The following is a 19,103-nucleotide window of genomic DNA, read 5'->3' as shown; positions in this document are numbered from 1 at the left end:
CCTCTTTGGTGGCTGCCAGCGGCATGTGGCATCAGCCATTGCACCCCATATCAGGTGTCTGATAGTATCATCGCAACGAAATATAGCAGTTATTCAGCAGACAGGCGGCCCACGTGAGCGATACCCCCGAAACCCCTGATAATAATGATGAAAATTTGCCGCAAAGCTATGTTTATGACGGCCCCAGCGTTACCATCGAACACGAGCTGAAGACCAGCTATCTTGACTACGCGATGAGCGTGATCGTGTCCCGCGCGATCCCGGATCTGCGGGACGGGCTGAAACCCGTTCACCGGCGGATCCTTTACGGGATGCACGAGGCGGGCAATACCCACGACAAGCCCTATCGTAAATCGGCGCGTTCTGTCGGCGACGTGATGGGGAAATATCACCCACATGGCGACAGTGCGATCTATGACGCGCTGGTGCGTATGGCGCAGGATTTTTCCATGTCGCTGCCGCTGTTGGACGGCCAGGGCAATTTTGGGTCCATGGATGGCGACCGTGCCGCCGCCATGCGCTATACCGAGGTGCGGATGGACAAGCCCGCAGCCTATATGCTGGCCGATATCGACAAGGATACCGTCGATTTTCAGGACAACTATGATGGCCGCGACCGTGAACCCAGCGTCCTGCCGGCGCGTTTTCCCAACATGCTGGTCAATGGTGCGGGCGGCATCGCCGTGGGTATGGCCACGAACATCCCGCCGCACAATCTGGGCGAGGTCATCAACGGCACGCTGGCGCTGATCGATAACCCCGACATGTCCAGCGAGGAACTGATCGACTATATCCCGGCACCCGATTTTCCCACCGGTGGGATCATCCTTGGCCGGGCCGGTGCGCGCAAGGCCTATCTGGAGGGGCGCGGCACGGTTCTGGTGCGGGCGCGCACCCATATCGAAGAATTGCGCAAGGATCGCTATGCCATCATCATCGACGAAATCCCCTATCAGGTGAACAAGTCGGTGATGATCGACCGCATCGCCGAGGCCGCCCGCGACAAGCGGATCGAAGGCATCGCCCATGTGCAGGACGAATCCGACCGCAGTGGCGTGCGCGTGGTGGTCGAGTTGAAACGTGATGCCACGGCAGAGGTGGTGCTGAACCAGCTGTTCCGTTTTACCCCGATGCAGACGCATTTCGGCTGCAACATGCTGGCGCTGAACGGCGGCAAGCCCGAACAGCTGACGCTGCGCCGGTTCCTGACTGCTTTCGTCGATTTCCGTGAAGATGTCGTTGCCCGCCGCACGGCCCATCTGCTGCGCAAGGCGCGCGAACGGGCGCATATCCTGTGCGGTCTGGCCGTGGCCGTGACAAATATCGATGAGGTGGTGGCGACCATCCGTGCCTCGGCCGATGCGGCGACGGCACGCGAAAAACTGATGACGCGGCGCTGGCCTGCGGAAAGTATTCTGGAATATATCGCCCTGATCGACGACCCGACCCATACCGCCAATGAAGACGGCACCTATAACCTGTCGGAAACACAAGCCCGCGCCATTCTGGAACTGCGACTGCAACGCCTGACCCAGATCGGGGTCAAGGAAGTGACCGACGAATTGCAGGAACTGGCTGGCAAGATCCGCGAATACCTTGAAATTCTCAGCTCGCGCGAACGGATCCTGCAAATCATCCGTGATGAGCTGACCGAAGTGCGCGACCTGTTCGCCGTTCCCCGCCGGACCGAGATCACCGACTGGGCCGCCGATATGGACGACGAGGACCTGATTGAACGCGAGGACATGGTCGTCACTGTCACATCGGGCGGCTATATCAAGCGCACCGCACTGGCCGATTTCCGCGCGCAACGGCGCGGCGGCAAGGGTGTCGGCTCCATGGCGACCAAGGAAGAGGACGTGGTCACCACCCTGTTCGTGGCCAATACCCACACGCAGTTGCTGTTCTTTACGACCGACGGCATGGTCTACAAGCTGAAAACATGGCGCCTGCCGCTGGGCAGCCGCACCGCCAAGGGCAAGGCAATCGTCAATATCCTGCCGATCCCGCCCGGTGTATCCATCGCTGCTATCATGCCCGTCGACCGCCCCGAGGAAGAATGGGACGACCTGCAAGTCGTCTTTGCAACCTCTGCCGGAACTGTGCGTCGTAACAAGCTGTCAGACTTCACAAATGTCATGCGCAACGGCAAGATCGCGATGAAGTTCGAAGGCGAACACGAAGGCACCACACTGATCAATGCGCGCATTGCGTCCAATGATGATGACGTGATGCTGGTCACCGATTCAGGCCGCGCCATCCGCTTTCCGGCGACCGATGTGCGGGTCTTCAACTCGCGGTCGTCTGTCGGTGTGCGCGGTATCCGGCTTCAGGGCGATGACAAGGTCGTGTCAATGTCCATCATCCGCCATTTCGAAGCGGATCCCGCCGAGCGCGCCGCCTATCTGAAAATGCGCCGTGCCATGGCCGGGCTGACGGACGAGGCCGAAAACGAAGACGACGAGGACGTGGCCGCAGGGGCCATCAGCCCCGAACGCTATGCAGAAATGTCGGCGGCGGAAAACCTGATCCTGACGATCACCGCAAAAGGGTCGGGCAAACTGTCGTCCAGCCACGACTATCCGGTGCGCGGACGCGGCGGCATGGGTGTGGCGGCGATGGATCGTGCCATGCGTGGTGGGCCGCTGGTCACCTCCTTCCCTGTCGATCTGTCGGATCAGATCATGTTGGTCACGTCCACCGGCCAATCCATCCGCGTCCCTGTCGAGGGTATTTCGTTTCGGTCGCGTGGCGCGGGCGGGGTCAAGGTGTTCGACACTGGCAAGGATGAGACAGTGGTCAGCGTCGCCTGGATCGCCGATCAGGGCGATGACACTGCGCAACCAGAAACGGACACGCAAGCAGAGTAGTTCATACAAAGGCCCGCCTGACAAACAGGCGGGCCTTTTCATTTGTGCCTGTCCGGCCTAGATCATGGGCATGGACAGAACACTCAATATCATCGGCGGCGGCATGGCCGGATCAGAGGCCGCTTGGCAGGCGGCAAACGCTGGCCTGCATGTCGTCATTCACGAAATGCGCCCCAAGGTTGGCACCTTTGCCCACCGCACCGGCCACTTAGGCGAAATGGTCTGCTCGAACTCGTTCCGGTCGGACGATCATGAACAGAACGCTGTGGGGCTGCTGCATTGGGAAATGATGCAGGCGAACGGGCTGGTGATGGACACCGCCTATAAACACCGCCTGCCCGCCGGTGGCGCATTGGCCGTGGACCGTGACCCATTCGCCGAAAGCATCACCGCCGCGCTGACCGCCCATCCGAACATCAGCATATCCTATGATGAAATCACCGCCTTGCCCGATGACGGCCACTGGATCATCGCCACCGGCCCGCTGACGTCCGGTGCGCTGGCGCAGGCGATCCAGGCCGAAACCGGCGCGGATGCGCTTGCATTTTTCGACGCTATCGCGCCCATCGTCTATGCTGACAGTGTCAACATGGATGTGGCCTGGATGCAGTCGCGCTATGACAAGGGTGAAACGGTCGCGGAACAAACCGCCTACCTCAACTGCCCGATGACAAAGGCGCAATATGAGGCGTTCATCGACGCGCTGCTTGCGGCTGAAAAAACCGAATTCAAGGAAGGCGAAACTGCCGGCTATTTCGACGGTTGCCTGCCGATCGAAGTCATGGCCGAGCGTGGCCGCGAAACCCTGCGCTTTGGCCCGATGAAACCCGTGGGCCTAACCAACGCGCATGATCCGCAGAACAAAGCCTATGCCGTCGTGCAACTGCGCCGTGATAACGCCCTGGGCACGTTGTTCAATATGGTCGGCTTTCAGACCAAGATGAAATACGGCGCACAAAAGGCTGTTTTCAAAATGATTCCCGGGCTGGAGGACGCAGAGTTCGCGCGCCTCGGGGGGATTCACCGGAACACATTCATCAACGCGCCCACGCTGCTGGACGACCAGATGCGTCTGCGCTCGCGGCCCAATATCCGTTTCGCCGGTCAGATCACCGGCGTCGAAGGCTATGTGGAATCCGCCGCGATGGGTTTGCTGGCGGGCCGCATGGCTGTGGCGGAATTGTCCGGACAGACGTTGCCGCCTGTGCCCAACACCACTGCGATGGGTGCCCTTGTCACCCACATCACCGGCGGGGCCGAGGCAAAGACGTTCCAGCCGATGAACGTCAATTTCGGGCTTTTTCCGCCGCTTGACGGGGTCAAAAGCGGACGACGCGGACGCAAGGACCGCTACAAAGGCTACACCGACCGGGCCAAGGCCGACTGGCAGGACTGGCTTGCGCCACAGGCACAAGCCGCCGAATGATCACCCGCTTCGCGCCCTCACCTACAGGGCCGCTGCATCTGGGGCACGCCTATTCGGCGCTGCTTGCGTATGATATGGCGATGGCTGCTGACGGAACATTCCTGCTGCGGATTGAAGACATCGACCAGACCCGCGCCCGCCCCGAATGGGAGTCGCAGATTTACGACGATCTGCACTGGCTGGGTCTGTCGTGGCCGGAACCTGTCATGCGGCAATCAGATCGCACCGCTGCCTATCAATCCGCGCTGGACCAGTTGTGGGATGACGGATTGCTATTCCCCTGCACCTGCACCCGCAAGGATATTGCCACTGCCGCCAGCGCCCCGCAGGAAGGCGCGCCCATGGGACCGGACGGCGTGATCTATCCGGGCACCTGCCGCGGGCGTGACAGAACCGGCGCACGGCCGACGGATGCAGTTCTGCGGCTGGATATGGCCAAAGCCGCCCGTAATATCAGCTACACTGATCAGTCCCGGCACACCATCACACGCGACATCCTGGTCCACGACATCGGCGATGTCGTTCTGTCCCGGCGCGAGATGGGCACATCCTATCACCTGTCCGTCGTCGTGGATGACGCGGCCCAGAGGATCACCGATGTCATACGCGGTGCCGATCTGGCCGAGGCGACGCCGATCCACGTTTTGCTGCAAAATCTGCTGGGGCTGCCTACGCCGACATACCACCACCACACACTGATCCGGGATCAGGATGGCAAGCGACTGGCCAAGCGCGATGATGCCCGCGCCATCGCGAAATACCGGGCTGACGGCGCCACCCCTGCTGACATCAGGCGGATGGTTGGTCTGCCATAGGCATTTCGATCTCGACCTCTTCGCCATTCCGAACGGCCGTATAGAAACACGTCCGCCGCCCGGTGTGACACGCCGGACCTGCCTGATCGACCTCAAGCAACAGACAATCGCGGTCGCAATCCACGCGAAAATCCACCAGCGTCTGGGTGTTGCCGCTGGTCGCGCCTTTGACCCAGAATTCCTGACGGGACCGCGACCAATAGGTCACTTGCCCGGTTTCCAGGGTCTTGGCGACGGATTCGGCGTTCATCCAGGCCATCATCAGCACCTCGCCCGACTGGGCATCCTGCGCGATCGCAGGGATCAGCCCTGCGTCGTTGTACGTCAGGGTCGCGGGATCAAATGACATGTCAAAAACCTTTGCAAGCAGCGGGGTCCGCACTATCTAGGGCTTAGTGGTAAAAAGGGCAAACGGCATGTCGGCAGAAACGGATATGATCAAACTTTATTCAGGGCGTATCCTTGCGCTGGCCGCCGATATGCCGCGCACAGCACGGCTGGTCAATCCAACAGCCACGGCCAAGAAACGGTCGCCCCTCTGCGGATCAACCGTCACTGTTGATATCGTGGTCAAGGACGGGGTGATCACAGAGTACGGGCAAGACGTGAAGGCCTGCGCGCTGGGACAGGCCGCCGCCGCCGTAGTGGGCGGCAATATCATCGGGCTGAAGCGTGATCAGGTCCAGTCGGGCCGCGACCAGTTAGTTGCCATGCTGAAAAATGACGGAGCGGTGCCCGATGCCCCCTTCTCCGATCTTGAGGTGCTGCAGCCCGCCAAGGATTACAAGAACCGGCACGCCTCCATTCTGCTGGCCTTTGACGCCACACTTGCAGCATTGGAAGACAGCACCGCCAGCGCATAAAAAAACCGCCGCACATCCGGGACAGGATGGCGGCGGCAGGATGGCACTACGGCCCGGTCCGTTGGTTATCGGGGGCAGGCAAACCCCACATACGAAACCGGGACAGGCTGGTCATCAATCATTGCAAGTTTGGGACAGGGCAATGTGATCGACCGGGCCGCAGATGCCAGGCAGGTCAGATCATCGCAGGCAGTGATAATCCGACAAACAGCATCACCATCAGGGCCACCACGCCAAGCGCATCAGCCAAAATCGTGTCGCGGGACCGGACGATTGCGGATTTGATTTCCTGTGCCATGTGGTGTTCTCCTAACGTTCTGTTGCTCTTTTGTTCTCATACCATTAACGGTCTGTAAAGAACTTTTTGAGAACATTTGTGAACGTCGTGCGCTGAAAACCCCTAACCTATTGATATCAAACGGATGGCTTTGTCCTGTTCCATCAGCCACAACAGAACGCGCGCGGCCCTGCCCCGGTCGGTTTCCAATGTCGGATCGTCATGCAGCAGCTTGCGCGCATCACTTTGGGCCAGCGCCATCAGCGCGCCCTGCCTTTCAAGATCGGCGATGCGAAACCGGGGCAGCCCGGACTGCGCGGTGCCGATCACATCGCCGGCACCGCGCATCGCAAGGTCTTCCTCGGCGATGCGGAAACCATCGTCGGTTTCGCGCAAAATCTCTAGTCGGCGCTTGCCTGTCTCGCTTAGAGGTGCCTGATACAACAACAGACATGTTGATGCGGCAGCACCGCGACCGACCCGCCCGCGCAGCTGGTGCAATTGGGCAAGCCCGAAACTTTCGGCACGTTCGATCACCATGATAGAGGCATTGGGCACATTCACCCCCACCTCGATCACCGTCGTCGCGACCAGCACTTTGGTATCACCCGCCACGAAACGCGCCATCGCCGCATCTTTTTCGGCGGGGGGCATCTGACCATGAACAAGGCCCACGACCCCGTCACCCAATGCCGCACGCAACCGTTTGAACCGGTCCTCTGCGGCGGTCATATCGACGACCTCGCTTTCCTCGACCAGCGGACAGACCCAATACGCCTGCCGCCCTTCGTTTACGGCATCGCGCAGCTTTGCGACCACTTCGTTCATGCGCTGTGTCGAGACAAGGGCGGTTTGCACAGGCGTCCGTCCGGGCGGTTTTTCATCCAGCACCGACACATCCATATCACCGTATTGCGCCAACGCGAGTGATCGGGGGATCGGCGTCGCGGTCATCACCAGCACATCAACAGCCCGGCCTTTGGCCCCCAATTCCATACGCTGCGACACGCCAAACCGATGTTGTTCGTCGATCACGGCAAGGCGGAGATCCTTGAAGACGACATCCTTTTGAAAAACGGCATGGGTGCCGACCAGAATGTCGATGTCTCCTTTGGCCAGCGCGGAGAGTTTCGCGGTACGATCACGCCCCTTGTCACGGCCTGTCAGTATGTCCAGAACGACCCCCGCGCTCTGTGCCAATGGGCGCAACCCTTCAAGATGTTGGCGCGCCAGAATTTCGGTCGGCGCCATCATCACGCCCTGCCCGCCTGCCTCGACCACACACAGCAGCGCCATCAATGCAACCAGCGTCTTGCCCGACCCGACATCGCCCTGCAACAGACGGTTCATGCGCAGATTGCTTGCCAGATCGGCGCCGACTTCTTTCACCGCGCGGGTCTGTGCGCCCGTCGGGGCATACGGCAGGTCGGCCAACACCTTGGCCTGCAATGTCCCGGTGCCCGCCGATGACACGCCCTTGGCCCGGCGCGAAATGGCCCGTGCCAATGCCAGTGTGACTTGATGGGCAAACAATTCATCATAAGCCAGTCGCGCCCGTGCAGGATGATGCGGCGACAAATCCGTTGTTGATTCCGGTCCATGCACAATTTTCAATGCTGCACGCCACTCAGGCCACGCCTCTCGCTTTTTGAGTGCGGGGTCGATCCACTCTGCCAGATCGGGTGCCAAATTCAGAGCGGAACGGGTCGCTTTCCACATCACCTTCTGACTGATCCCCGCGTGCAGGGGGTAGATCGGCTCGAACAGCGGGATTTCATCCGATTCGGCTAGCGGGACAACGTGATCAGGATGGACGATCTGCGCGACGCTATCGAAGATTTCGACCTTGCCCGACACCAGCCGTTGCTGCCCGGTGGGCAAAAGGCGCTGCAAATAATCGCCCCGCGCGTGAAAAAACACCAACTGAAATGCCGTCTGCGCATCGCTGACCTGCACCCGGTAAGGTCGGCCACGTGCTGTGGGCGGGTAATGCGTGCCAACCGTTACCGCAACCGTTACGGTCGCGGGCGGCACGATGTCGCGGATGCTGGCGCGCCGATGCCGATCGACACCAGAGTGCGGCAACGTCATCAGCAAATCACGCGGCTTTTCCACACCCCCCAGTTGCAGGGTCTGCGCCGTCTTGGGGCCGATCCCATCCAACCCCGTCAGAGACCCGAACAGCGGGAATAAAACCTCGGGCCGATTGCTCATGTGTCCCCGATGAGGGCGAGCCAGCCATCTTCATCGATCGTCTCAACGCCCAGTTCTGCGGCCTTCTTTGCCTTGGACCCGGCGCCGGGACCGGCAATCAACAGGTCGGTTTTCGCACTGACCGAGCCGGACACCTTGGCGCCCAACGCCTCTGCGCGTGATTTTGCCTCGGCCCGGGTCATTTTTTCCAACGTGCCTGTAAAGACGACAGTCTTACCCGCCACGGGGCTGTCGCCGCCCACGACTTCGGCATCCTGAACATCCAGTTGAACAACGAGCCGATCAATCGAGGCACGCTCTGCGTCTTGTTGCATCGTCGTGATCAGCGATGTTGCCATAACCGCGCCAACCCCGTCGATCCCCGTCAGCTCATCCCATTCAGGGCCTTCGGCAATCCTGGCGTTGGTCATTGCCGTTTCGACTGCAGCCCATGATCGATAGTGGTTGGCCAGCGTTGTTGCCGCCGCCTCGCCCACGTGACGGATCCCCAAGGAAAATATCAGCCGATGCAACGGGATCTTGCGTTTTTCATCAATGGCATCAAACAGGTTATTGGCGCTTTTCTCACCCCAGCCTTCACGGTTCTTGAGTTGCTGCAAGCCAGTGCCGAACCGCGCGCGCAGCGTAAAGATGTCGGCGGGCGTTGCGATCCAGCCATCGTTGTAGAACTGCGCAACCTGTTTTGCGCCAAGACCTTCGATATCAAAGGCGGCGCGGGATACGAAATGCTTCAATTTTTCAACGGCTTGCGCGGGGCAAATGATACCCCCCATGCAGCGACGCACCGCATCACCGTCTTCGCGGATCGCGTCCGATCCACATTCCGGACAGGTTTTCGGAAATTCGTACGGCCTTGAATCCGCTGGCCGACGGGCCAGATCGACATCATTGATTTTCGGGATGACATCGCCAGCGCGATAGACCTGAACCCAATCACCGACGCGAATATCGCGGCCGTTTCGAATGGGTTGGCCATCACCGCCGCGTCCGGCGATATAATCCTCGTTGTGCAGTGTCGCGTTCGACACCACGACACCGCCCACTGTAACCGGTTTCAGACGGGCCACCGGCGATAGCGCGCCGGTACGTCCGACCTGGATATCAATCGCCTCGATCACGGTCCACGCCAGTTCAGCAGGAAATTTATGCGCAATCGCCCAACGCGGCGTCGTCGCGCGAAACCCAAGCCGGCGCTGCAGATCCAGATCGTTGACCTTGTAAACGACCCCGTCGATGTCATACCCCAGCGTGGCGCGCTGTTCTTCGATCAGGTGGTAGTGGGCGATCATCCCGGCGGGGCCGTCGCATGTGACCATCAGGTCATTGGCCACAAAGCCCAGTGTGGCCAGCCGCGCGATTGCACCTGCCTGCGTGTCATTCAGCGGTTCCGAGAGCGCACCCCAGGCATAGGCGAAAAAACGCAACGGGCGCGATTGGGTGATATTTGCGTCCAGTTGGCGCAGCGATCCGGCGGCAGCATTCCGCGGATTGGCGAATGTCTTGGCCCCGGCCGCGGCTTGCCTCGTGTTCAATGCCGCGAAATCCGCATGGCTCATATAAACCTCGCCGCGGACCTCCAGGACAGCCGGTGCGACATTCAGCGTCTTGGGAATATCATGTATTGTCCAAGCGTTTGCGGTGACATCTTCACCTATTGCACCATCACCCCGTGTGGCCGCGCGGACCAGCTTGCCCTCTTCATAACGCAGGGACAGCGACAGGCCATCGATTTTCGGTTCTGCCGTATAGATCAGCGGATCATCGACGCCAAGGCCAAGGTATTTGCGGATGCGGGCATCGAACGCATAGACCTCTTCATCCTCAAAAGCGTTGCCAAGAGATAGCATCGGGACAGCGTGGCGAACTTTTCCAAAACCCTCGGCTGTGGGCGCGCCCACACGTTCGCTTGGGCTATCTGCACGCTTCAGGTCCGGAAATGCCGTTTCGATTGCCAGATTGCGATACTTGAGCGCGTCATATTCCGCGTCGCTGATGTCTGGTGCGTCTTCACGGTGATAGGCGAGGTCCGCCCCGCTGATCTGCGCCGCAAGCCATTCCAGTTCAGCCGCAGCATCGTCAGGTGACAAATCGGCCACCTTGCGATCCCAGGTTTTGGGTCTTTTCCTGTCTTTGTCCTGGCCCAATTCCGCCCCCCGAACACAGCATCCAGTGCCAACCGGCAACAGGATCAAGTCTTAGGCGGGCTAACTTGCGGCGTCCAGAGCGATCATTGGCCGGGTGCCAAAGCCGACAACCTCAGGCACCGACGGCAAGTTTCTGCGGGTCCTGCACCGGCTCAGGATCGCGCAGCACATAACCACGCCCCCAGACGGTTTCGATATAATTGTCACCATCGGTGGCTTCGCTCAGCTTCTTGCGCAATTTACAGATGAATACATCAATGATCTTCAACTCCGGTTCGTCCATCCCACCATAAAGGTGGTTGAGGAACATTTCCTTTGTCAACGTGGTCCCCTTGCGCAAACTTAGCAGTTCGAGCATCTGATATTCCTTGCCTGTCAGATGTACGGTACTCCCCCCCACATCGACCGTTTTGGCATCAAGGTTGACTGCGATTCTGCCGGTATTGATCACCGATTGTGCATGTCCCTTGGACCGACGGATAATCGCATGAATACGCGCCACGAGTTCTTCGCGGTGGAAGGGCTTCGTCAGATAGTCGTCTGCACCAAAACCAAAGCCTTTTAGCTTGCTTTCTGTCCCATCATCCCCTGAAAGGATCAATATTGGCGTATCAATACGGCTGAGCCGCAGTTGGCGCAGCACCTCATATCCGTTCATGTCCGGCAAGTTCAGATCCAGCAGGATCAGATCGTAATCATAAAGTTTCGCAAGATCGATCCCCTCCTCGCCCAGATCTGTCGCATACACGTTCAGGTTCGCATGGGTCAGCATCAGTTCAATGCTTTTCGATGTTGTAGGGTCGTCTTCAACCAGCAAGACACGCATCCGAGTACTCCGCTCTCTCTTCGATGTCGTTAACCTAAACGGCGAAAGGTTAATCACCCGTTACCATACCATCGAATCTTTGCATTTCTCCCTAAGGTTGTCGATAGCGCTGCAGCGCCGTGGCCTTCAAAGCCGCTTCGCCATGTTGGGCAACAGCTGTTTCCCATTCGCTGAACTCTTCTTCGGACAGGCTGTAGCGATCAAGAGCTTCCTTGCGCCCGATCAACCCGGTCGTCACGGCACGCACAACGGCGGCCTTACGTGACGCCACCCAGCGCCGTGTCTGTGGACTGGGCAAATCCGCCCGCGTCATGATCGTGCCATCGGGCAGCGTGACTGACCGCGGCCCTTCCACCTTTCGTAAATACATCTTGCACCCCTTTTGCTAACTCCCGGCTGTTTTATGGGTGGTCAGGGTTTAATGAGAGGTGTAGCGCCCCCTTGAGAGTAGTTCGTATTTTCCTATATTTTACGACAAACCACATATCCGGACATGCCATGACCCTTGATTCGCCGCTCAACTCGCTCGGCTTTGCCAAGCCGCCCGCGCAAACGCGCGTCGTCGTCGCCATGTCGGGCGGGGTAGACAGTTCCGTGGTCGCCGCCCAACTGGCCGAAGAAGGCTATGATGTGGTCGGCGTCACCCTGCAGCTTTATGATCACGGCGCGGCACTGGCCAAGAAAGGTGCCTGCTGTGCCGGGCGTGACATCCATGATGCCCGCCGCGTGGCCGAGGAAATGGGTTTCCCCCACTATGTCCTTGATTACGAAAACACTTTCCGCGAGGCCGTGATCGACGAATTCGCCGACAGCTATCTGGCGGGGGCAACGCCCGTGCCTTGTATTCGCTGCAATGAGCGGGTGAAATTCAAGGATCTGCTGGAGACAGCCAAGGATCTCGATGCGGACTGCATGGCGACCGGGCACTACATCCAGCGCAAGATGGGTGACAGTCGCGCCGAATTGCACGCCGCCGCCGATGGCAACCGCGACCAAAGCTATTTCCTGTTCTCGACCACGCAGGAACAGCTGGATTATCTGCGCTTTCCGCTGGGGCATCTGAAATCCAAGGATGAAACCCGCGCGCTTGCCGCGAAATACGGGCTGAGCGTGGCGGACAAGCCCGACAGCCAGGACATTTGTTTTGTCCCTGATGGGAATTACGCCAAGCTGATCGAAAAGCTGCGCCCCGGGTCCGCCGAACCGGGTGACATCGTTGATGTCGATGGCCGCGTGCTGGGCCCCCACAAGGGCGTGATCCACTATACTGTGGGGCAGCGGCGCGGGCTTGGCATCGGTGGTCTGGCCGATCCGCTTTACGTGGTAAGGCTGGATGTGGAGGCCAGACAGGTCATCGTCGGCCCGCGTGAAATGCTGGCGACCCGCCGGGTCCCGATCCGGGAAATCAACTGGCTGGGTGATGGTGGGTTCACCGACATGGCGGAACGCAACATCATGGTGCGAGTCCGGTCCACGCGCCCGCCGACCGACGCGATCCTGCGGCCGATTTCCGCAACAGAGGCCGAAGTGGAACTGCTGGTCGCCGAACAAGGCGTGTCCCCGGGGCAGGCCTGCGTGTTCTATGATCCCGACAGCACGCGCGTGCTGGGTGGTGGCTGGATCTGGCGGGGCGCATAGACCCGGGTGATCTCGAAAATGAAAAACGCCGCATCGCTTATCACGATGCGGCGTTTGTTTTTACAGTGCCGGTTCAGAATTCCATCGACACAAAGGCGCGCAGGCCGTGGTTTTCATAGTCATCACCGAATGATCCGCGGTATTCCCCGCCCAGCATGGCGGCATTGCTGATCCTTGTGCTGAACCCGATCCCCACATCGACCCATTCCTGATCCAGGCCATCCACAGGCGTCAGCCCGGAAAATTCACCCACGAAGCCGGTTGTCACCATGGTGTCGTCACCGGACACTTTGGTATATGCCACGCTGCCATAGACATTGCCGCCACCGAAATCATAGGTGCTGCGCAGACCCGCGCTGGCGATGGTGATGTCGTTTTCCTGATCGCCGATTGAAAGGTTGCCAAGGGTCAGGCCGGTTTCTTCGTAGCCATCCACCGACAAGTTGTAGCTTTCCAGCGATACGGTCGGACCATAGCGCAGCGCGCCCTGCCCGAACATGTAATCGCCCCGCAGCGCAAAGAAGGTCTGCGAACCGTCGGTGGACCCGGTTGCCGTTTCGGTGCCCACGTTGCGGGTGCTTTCAAGCGACATGTCCTGATAGCCCAGCATCGCCTGCACCGCACCGCCGTCGCCAAATACTGCGCGCGCAAAGAGCGCACCGGTCACCGCGTCAGTCTCGATTTCGCCCCGGTCCAGCTTGGCCTCTGCGGTGGCTTGCGATGCACCCAGCAACACACCGACAGAAGCCGTGGGCGACACGTTATAAGCAACACCGGCCGAGAACCCGGTGGTATCGACATCGTAACCAACGCCGTTGGCGGTGCTTTCGAATGTCCCGCTGCTGCCGTTGATCGCGGCCATCCCGCTGATCCCGCCACCCATGGCCCAGAAGTTATCCGTGCCCTGCGAGGCCATGACAGTGCCGTCGGCACCGGCCTGCGCCTCTGGCATCCCCAACGCGAACACCTGTTCGCGGCCCAGCGTCATGGCCAGCCCGGAATAGGCGGACAGAAAGCTGAACCCGGTTTCTTCCAGCGCATTGGCCTGTTCGGCAGGGTCAAGCGCAAGGATCGTGTCGATCAAAGCGCCATAAGCCACCGCATTTCGATCAAGGTCCTCCGGGTCGGTATCAAGATAAGGCACATTGGCCAGCGCATCCAGATAGCCTGCCATGTGGAACTGATAGTCGCTGTTTGATTCCTCGGCGATCTCCGCAAAGCGCGGTGAAATCCGGACGGTGAACTGGCCCTCTTCTATCGTCCCGACGGTCATGGTGTAATTCATATTGGCGTTGCGCAGGTCCTCGACCTTGTCGACCGCGAACAGGCTATCCGCATCCATCAAGGCAGCAATAGCAGGGGGCACGGCATCACCTCCAGTGGTGTAGCCAAGTTGTTCGACAGTCACATCAAGATCAGCTGCTATAGCAGCCAGCTTTTCATCCAGAATTTCGCTGTCTGCCTCGCCAAGGTTGCCGTAATACCATGTTTCTTCGCCAACGTGATACCACGCAAGCAGCGCATTTTCATCATCGGCGATATCAGGGGTTCCATCCCAGAACATACCATCTGGAACGATGCCATTGTAAAGCATCGCAGTGCCGAAATTGGTTACGTGAAACGCGTTAGTAATTCCTTCGAAATCAAGAACATCAACACCAGGCGTCGGTCCGAACTGGGCGTCATCCACAGAGAAAAAACCGATCCCCGCCTCTTCCTGTCCACCATTGCCGAACAACCCTTCGACCAGACCGGCGTTCAGCCCGATGCCTGTGGCATTCAGGTTGAACAGCACCGCCTCGGCGGCTGCCCTTCCATCCGCGGTCATCGGTTTGCCGTCAGCATCAAGGAGCTCAATGGAAAACCCGGTGATACGGGCCGGTGCAAAGTTGGATATCTTGCCGAAGCTGAAGTAATCGACAGACAAAATATCAACGGGTTGCTCTTCCAAGTCGATATAGGGGTTCACAGTGGTGGTTCTGAGAAGAATGTCGAATGGGTCGGGGCCATACAAATGGACCTTGACGCGCTTGCCTGAACCAGGTTCGGAATCGCAATAGTTGTCGTTGCTTGCCATCAGGCAGTTTGTCACCTGACTGCGCTTTGTCAGGTCGGTGAAGTCCGTGACAATGTTTTCGTAGGGATCAATCCACGCCGGCGTTTCCGATTCAGGATCACGGGTCGAGGTAAAGGTCACGCCTTTCATGCCGGGGGCCACCACGCCTTCGGTCGTATCGACAAAGATGATGCCATCGCCAGAGGTGCTGATCACCACATTGTCGTCCAGCAGGTCCGCCCAGACCGGTGTGCCAAGCGCCGCCGCCAGCGCCAGCGGCGCGACAGAGCTGAGTTTGATTGCCAATTGTTTGCGCATTTGCGTCACTCCACTTTCCTACAAAAAAACTTCCAAAGCGTCACTGTTGCGCGGTATGGCCAAATGACCCCACCTGATCGCGAAGCGTCAACATGGATAACAAACACTTAAAGTTCCTGTTTCCGCCCCGACTTGACGCTGATCAATCGCGTCACATAACCGGGTGATCGCGCGCCGACTAAGTGCGACTGTTGCTTTTGGGCAGGTCGACTGGCAAACAAGCGACTTTATAAATTGTATGGAAATAGACGCCGTCGCGGAAAACGCAGCGGACCGTTGATAAAGGAAAAGGGCTGGTTGCACCTCTGCAACCAGCCCCCACCCCACATTGGCCGCGCGCTGTGCGGTCAGGACAATTTGCGATAGGCGTTCAGCCCACCGGCGATGAATTTGGCATTCTTGTAGCCCATCTGCCGCAGTGTCGCCGCCGACAGCGCGCCACGGTTGTAGGCGTTGCAATAGCATAGAATCGTCGTATCCAGATCGCTGATCACACCTTCGATGTTCATTTCCAGCTTGCCACGGCTGACGTTCATGGACCCCGGAATATGCTGCGCATCGTGTTCTTCCTTGTCGCGGATATCCAGCGCGACGGCCCCCGCTGCAATCAGCGCGTCCACATCTTTGGGCTGGACCTCTTCGACGGTGGCACGTGCGGTGTCCGCCATCGTCTGGAATTTTTCAGTATAGGCCATGTCAATTTCCATTCCTGCGTTATCTGGCGCGATTACTACGCCCATCAGCGCGACCCGTCTGTGATATTGTCACCAACCCCTGCCAAAAGCGCGCCGCCGACTGAAAATCTGCTGGAAGATCAGCCCAGAGACGCTTACCCAAGGGCCATGATTTATACATCCGCATCACAGTGGCGCGAAGCCCCTAAGAAACGTGTCTTGCTGTTCGCCATGTCGGGGTTGGGCAAAACCTATCTTTCCAGCATGTTGCGCGGCACCGGCGATTGGTTTCACTATTCCATCGATTACCGGATCGGCACCCGTTACATGGGCGAACATATCGCCGATAACGCCAAGCGCGAGGCGATGAAAATTCCGTTTCTGCGGGATTTGCTGCGGTCGGACAGTATCTATATCGGGTCCAACATCTCGTTCAACGATCTCAAGCCGATATCGTCCTATCTGGGTAAACCCGGCGATGTGACCAAGGGCGGGTTGCCGTGGGATGAATACACACGGCGGCAGGACCAGTTTCAGGCGGCCGAAATCGCGGCGCTGCACGACACAGGGCATTTCATTGAACGGTCCTATGACCTTTATCAATATCCGCATTTCGTCTGCGATACCGGCGGGTCGATCTGTGAATGGGTCGATGTGAACGATCCTGACGATCCGATCATGACAGATCTGGCATCAAGGACGCTGATGGTCTGGATCGAAGGGACCGACGCGCATACCGCCGAACTGGTCCGCCGGTTCGACCGCGAACCCAAACCGATGTCCTATGACCCGGTCTTCCTGCTGGACACATGGTCTGCCTATCTGACGGAATTCAACGCAGCCCCCGACAAGGTGGACCCCGATGATTTCATCCGCTGGGCCTTTACCAAGGCGCTGGCGCATCGCCAGCCGCGCTACAAGGCGATGGCGGACCGATGGGGGATCACCGTGCCGCAGGACTGCGTGGCGCAGGTCAAGGATGCAGAGGGTTTTGTCAACATGATCGCTGACGCCCTTGAGATGCGGGGCTGATCGCCCTACCTCTGCCCTCTTAATGATCAGGACTGACAAATGCCCATCAAATTGCCCATCGCCCTGCCTGCCTTTGACGTGCTGTCGCGCGAAGGTGTCAGTGTCATGGGCGAAGATCAGGCCGCCCGGCAGGATATCCGCCCGCTGCGGATTGCCCTGTTGAACCTGATGCCCAAAAAGATCGCGACCGAAAACCAGTTTGCCCGCCTGATCGGTGCTACGCCGCTACAGATTGAACTGTCGCTGATCCGGATGAGCGAACACCAGACCAAGAACACCGCTGCCGAACACATGGAAGAGTTTTATCGCCCCTTCAGCGAGGTGCGTGACGAAAAATTCGACGGGCTGATCATCACTGGCGCGCCCATTGAACACCTGCCGTTTCACGATGTGACCTATTGGGACGAACTGACACAGGTGTTCAACTGGACCCAGACACATGTGCATTCCACATTCGGCGTCTGCTGGGGTGGGATGGCGATGATCAACTATTTCCACGGGGTGCAGAAACATCTGCTGGATCACAAGGCGTTCGGCTGTTTCCGCCATCGCATCTGCGATGCGACCTCGCCTTATCTGCGGGGTTTTTCGGATGACTGCGTGATCCCGGTCAGCCGCTGGACGGAAATGCGCCAGGATGAAATCGACGCAGCCCCCGGTCTGAAAACACTGATCACAAGCGGCGACAGCGGCCCCGCACTGGTCGAGGATGCAAGTCACCGTGCACTCTATATCTTCAACCATTTCGAATATGACAGCGGCACCCTGAAACAGGAATATGATCGCGATGTGGCCAATGGCACGCCGATCAACGTGCCGGTGAACTACTACCCCGATGACAATCCCGCGAACACGCCACAGAACCGCTGGCGCAGCCACGCCCATCTTCTATATGGCAACTGGATCAACCAGATCTATCAGACCACACATTTCGAGTTGGAAAAAATTGGCACGTAAGGCGTTTTCATTCACCGCAGCCGCTGTCGGTCTGGGGGCCATGCTGACAGGCTGTGGCGGGCAGTACCGCGTCAGCCAGGCTGAACTGGCCTATCCCCCGACGGGTGATTTCGTGGCGGTGGACGGTGGGCGCGTCCATTACGTGCAAGAAGGCGAAGGCCCGCATGTGATCCTGCTGCATGGCGCGGGCGGGAACCTGCGCGATTTCACATTCGATCTGATGGGGCGGTTGACCGACCGCTACACCGTCACCGCCTTTGACCGTCCCGGACTTGGCTATACCGACCGGGTGCCGGGCATTGCCACGGGCGCCGCCGCGACCGAAGGCGACAGCCCTACGGCACAGGCCGCGATGCTGCGCGCGGCGGCGGATGCCTTGGGTATCACCGATCCGCTGGTGGTCGGCCACAGTTTTGGCGGGATTGTCGCCTATGCGTGGGCGGTCGCAGGGCTGGATCATGACCACCCGGTCAACGCAAGCGCGCTTGTATCCATCGCTGGTGTGACAATGCCCTGGCCAGGTGATCTTGACCCTTACTACCGCATCAACGGCAGTGCCTTTGGCGGGGTCATCACAGTGCCGCTGATTGCCGCGCTGGTGCCCGACAGCGTTGTGCGGTCGCGGATCGAAGAAACCTTTGCCCCGCAATCCGCCCCCGCAGGTTACGCCGATCATATCGGCGTGGGGTTGACCCTGCGCACCGACAGTTTTCGCGCCAACATCCGGCAGGTCAACACACTACGCCCCAAGGTGGTGGAGCTGTCCGCGCGCTATCCCGAACTGACCCTGCCGATTGAAATCGTGCACGGCACCGCCGATACCACCGTGCCGATCCACATCCACCCCGAGGAATTCATCCAGATCGTGCCATCCGCCAATCTGACCCGGCTGGACGGCATCGGGCACATGCCTCATCACACCAACCCGCAGGTCGTGGTGGATGCAATCGACACCGCTGCGGCCCGCACCGGATTGCGCTAGGGTGCGCATCC

General features: G+C 59.2%; 16 protein-coding genes. 8 read left to right on the top strand and 8 right to left on the bottom strand.

The window, feature by feature from the left end:
• The first annotated feature begins 113 nt into the window (after nucleotides 1-113).
• The 3 genes from gyrA (at nucleotide 114) to gluQRS (ending at nucleotide 5,111) form a co-directional block, all read left to right on the top strand.
• Nucleotides 114-2,870, top strand: a complete 2,757-nt coding sequence (gene gyrA / locus ACTG4B_RS05400; RefSeq protein WP_439154666.1) for a DNA gyrase subunit A — start codon at nucleotides 114-116, stop codon at nucleotides 2,868-2,870.
• 70 nt (nucleotides 2,871-2,940) lie between these two features.
• Nucleotides 2,941-4,296 carry a methylenetetrahydrofolate--tRNA-(uracil(54)-C(5))-methyltransferase (FADH(2)-oxidizing) TrmFO gene (trmFO, locus tag ACTG4B_RS05395; RefSeq protein ID WP_439154665.1) on the top strand — a complete coding sequence of 452 codons (1,356 nt, stop codon included), beginning with the start codon at nucleotides 2,941-2,943 and terminating at the stop codon, nucleotides 4,294-4,296.
• Nucleotides 4,293-5,111 (top strand): tRNA glutamyl-Q(34) synthetase GluQRS, encoded by an 819-nt coding sequence (gluQRS, locus tag ACTG4B_RS05390; RefSeq protein ID WP_439154664.1) that lies wholly within the window; start codon nucleotides 4,293-4,295, stop codon nucleotides 5,109-5,111. Before trmFO ends, gluQRS begins: the two co-directional genes overlap by 4 nt.
• Here the strand turns inward: gluQRS and hisI are convergent.
• Nucleotides 5,086-5,460, bottom strand: a complete 375-nt coding sequence (gene hisI, locus ACTG4B_RS05385; RefSeq protein WP_439154663.1) for a phosphoribosyl-AMP cyclohydrolase — start codon at nucleotides 5,458-5,460, stop codon at nucleotides 5,086-5,088. The two genes, gluQRS and hisI, sit on opposite strands and share 26 nt — an antisense overlap.
• A gap of 67 nt (nucleotides 5,461-5,527) precedes the next feature.
• Between hisI and ACTG4B_RS05380 the strand changes: the two genes are divergently transcribed.
• Complete coding sequence (locus tag ACTG4B_RS05380; protein WP_439154662.1) at nucleotides 5,528-5,974, top strand: iron-sulfur cluster assembly scaffold protein; 447 nt, start codon at nucleotides 5,528-5,530, stop codon at nucleotides 5,972-5,974.
• A 175-nt stretch (nucleotides 5,975-6,149) separates the two neighbouring features.
• Here ACTG4B_RS05380 and ACTG4B_RS05375 read toward each other — a convergent pair whose 3' ends face one another.
• The 5 genes from ACTG4B_RS05375 to sciP all read right to left on the bottom strand — a co-directional run bounded on the left by ACTG4B_RS05375 (nucleotide 6,150) and on the right by sciP (nucleotide 11,805).
• The gene (locus ACTG4B_RS05375) at nucleotides 6,150-6,272 is read right to left on the bottom strand and encodes a hypothetical protein (RefSeq protein ID WP_439154661.1); all 123 of its coding nucleotides are present in this window, start codon (nucleotides 6,270-6,272) and stop codon (nucleotides 6,150-6,152) included.
• Nucleotides 6,273-6,374: 102 nt separating this feature from the next.
• Nucleotides 6,375-8,465, bottom strand: a complete 2,091-nt coding sequence (gene recG, locus ACTG4B_RS05370; RefSeq protein ID WP_439154660.1) for an ATP-dependent DNA helicase RecG — start codon at nucleotides 8,463-8,465, stop codon at nucleotides 6,375-6,377.
• Nucleotides 8,462-10,552: an NAD-dependent DNA ligase LigA gene (gene ligA, locus ACTG4B_RS05365; RefSeq protein WP_439154659.1), complete on the bottom strand. Its 2,091-nt coding sequence runs from the start codon at nucleotides 10,550-10,552 to the stop codon at nucleotides 8,462-8,464. The genes recG and ligA overlap by 4 nt, the downstream gene beginning before the upstream one ends.
• Nucleotides 10,553-10,721: 169 nt before the next feature.
• Entirely contained in the window at nucleotides 10,722-11,435 is a 714-nt protein-coding gene (ctrA, locus tag ACTG4B_RS05360; protein WP_439154658.1) for a response regulator transcription factor CtrA, read from the bottom strand.
• A gap of 91 nt (nucleotides 11,436-11,526) precedes the next feature.
• A complete protein-coding gene (sciP, locus tag ACTG4B_RS05355) occupies nucleotides 11,527-11,805 on the bottom strand; it encodes a CtrA inhibitor SciP (RefSeq protein ID WP_439154657.1) in 279 nt (92 codons plus the stop codon).
• Between the two features lie 128 nt (nucleotides 11,806-11,933).
• Here sciP and mnmA point away from each other — a divergent pair, with 128 nt between their 5' ends.
• The gene (gene mnmA, locus ACTG4B_RS05350; RefSeq protein WP_439154656.1) at nucleotides 11,934-13,073 is read left to right on the top strand and encodes a tRNA 2-thiouridine(34) synthase MnmA; all 1,140 of its coding nucleotides are present in this window, start codon (nucleotides 11,934-11,936) and stop codon (nucleotides 13,071-13,073) included.
• Nucleotides 13,074-13,146: 73 nt separating this feature from the next.
• On the opposite strand, the gene ACTG4B_RS05345 is transcribed toward mnmA, so the two are convergent.
• Together ACTG4B_RS05345 and ACTG4B_RS05340 are read right to left on the bottom strand one after the other, a co-directional pair.
• Entirely contained in the window at nucleotides 13,147-15,447 is a 2,301-nt protein-coding gene (locus ACTG4B_RS05345; protein WP_439154655.1) for a choice-of-anchor F family protein, read from the bottom strand.
• Nucleotides 15,448-15,794: 347 nt separating this feature from the next.
• Nucleotides 15,795-16,187 carry a rhodanese-like domain-containing protein gene (locus tag ACTG4B_RS05340; RefSeq protein WP_439154654.1) on the bottom strand — a complete coding sequence of 131 codons (393 nt, stop codon included), beginning with the start codon at nucleotides 16,185-16,187 and terminating at the stop codon, nucleotides 15,795-15,797.
• 102 nt (nucleotides 16,188-16,289) lie between these two features.
• Between ACTG4B_RS05340 and ACTG4B_RS05335 the strand changes: the two genes are divergently transcribed.
• Genes ACTG4B_RS05335 through ACTG4B_RS05325 form a run of 3 tightly spaced genes read left to right on the top strand, consistent with a single transcriptional unit; the run spans nucleotide 16,290 to nucleotide 19,092 of the window.
• Nucleotides 16,290-17,153 (top strand): ATPase, encoded by an 864-nt coding sequence (locus tag ACTG4B_RS05335; protein WP_439154653.1) that lies wholly within the window; start codon nucleotides 16,290-16,292, stop codon nucleotides 17,151-17,153.
• A gap of 39 nt (nucleotides 17,154-17,192) precedes the next feature.
• Nucleotides 17,193-18,110: a homoserine O-acetyltransferase MetA gene (gene metA / locus ACTG4B_RS05330; protein WP_439154652.1), complete on the top strand. Its 918-nt coding sequence runs from the start codon at nucleotides 17,193-17,195 to the stop codon at nucleotides 18,108-18,110.
• Complete coding sequence (locus ACTG4B_RS05325; protein ID WP_439154651.1) at nucleotides 18,100-19,092, top strand: alpha/beta fold hydrolase; 993 nt, start codon at nucleotides 18,100-18,102, stop codon at nucleotides 19,090-19,092. Before metA ends, ACTG4B_RS05325 begins: the two co-directional genes overlap by 11 nt.
• The last annotated feature ends 11 nt before the right edge of the window (nucleotides 19,093-19,103 follow it).

This window comes from Yoonia sp., assembly GCF_965660735.1.
In the GTDB taxonomy this organism is placed as follows: Bacteria; Pseudomonadota; Alphaproteobacteria; order Rhodobacterales; family Rhodobacteraceae; genus Yoonia.
Note: the sequence above shows the minus strand (reverse complement) of the source record. Positions and strands in the feature narration are given on the sequence as shown.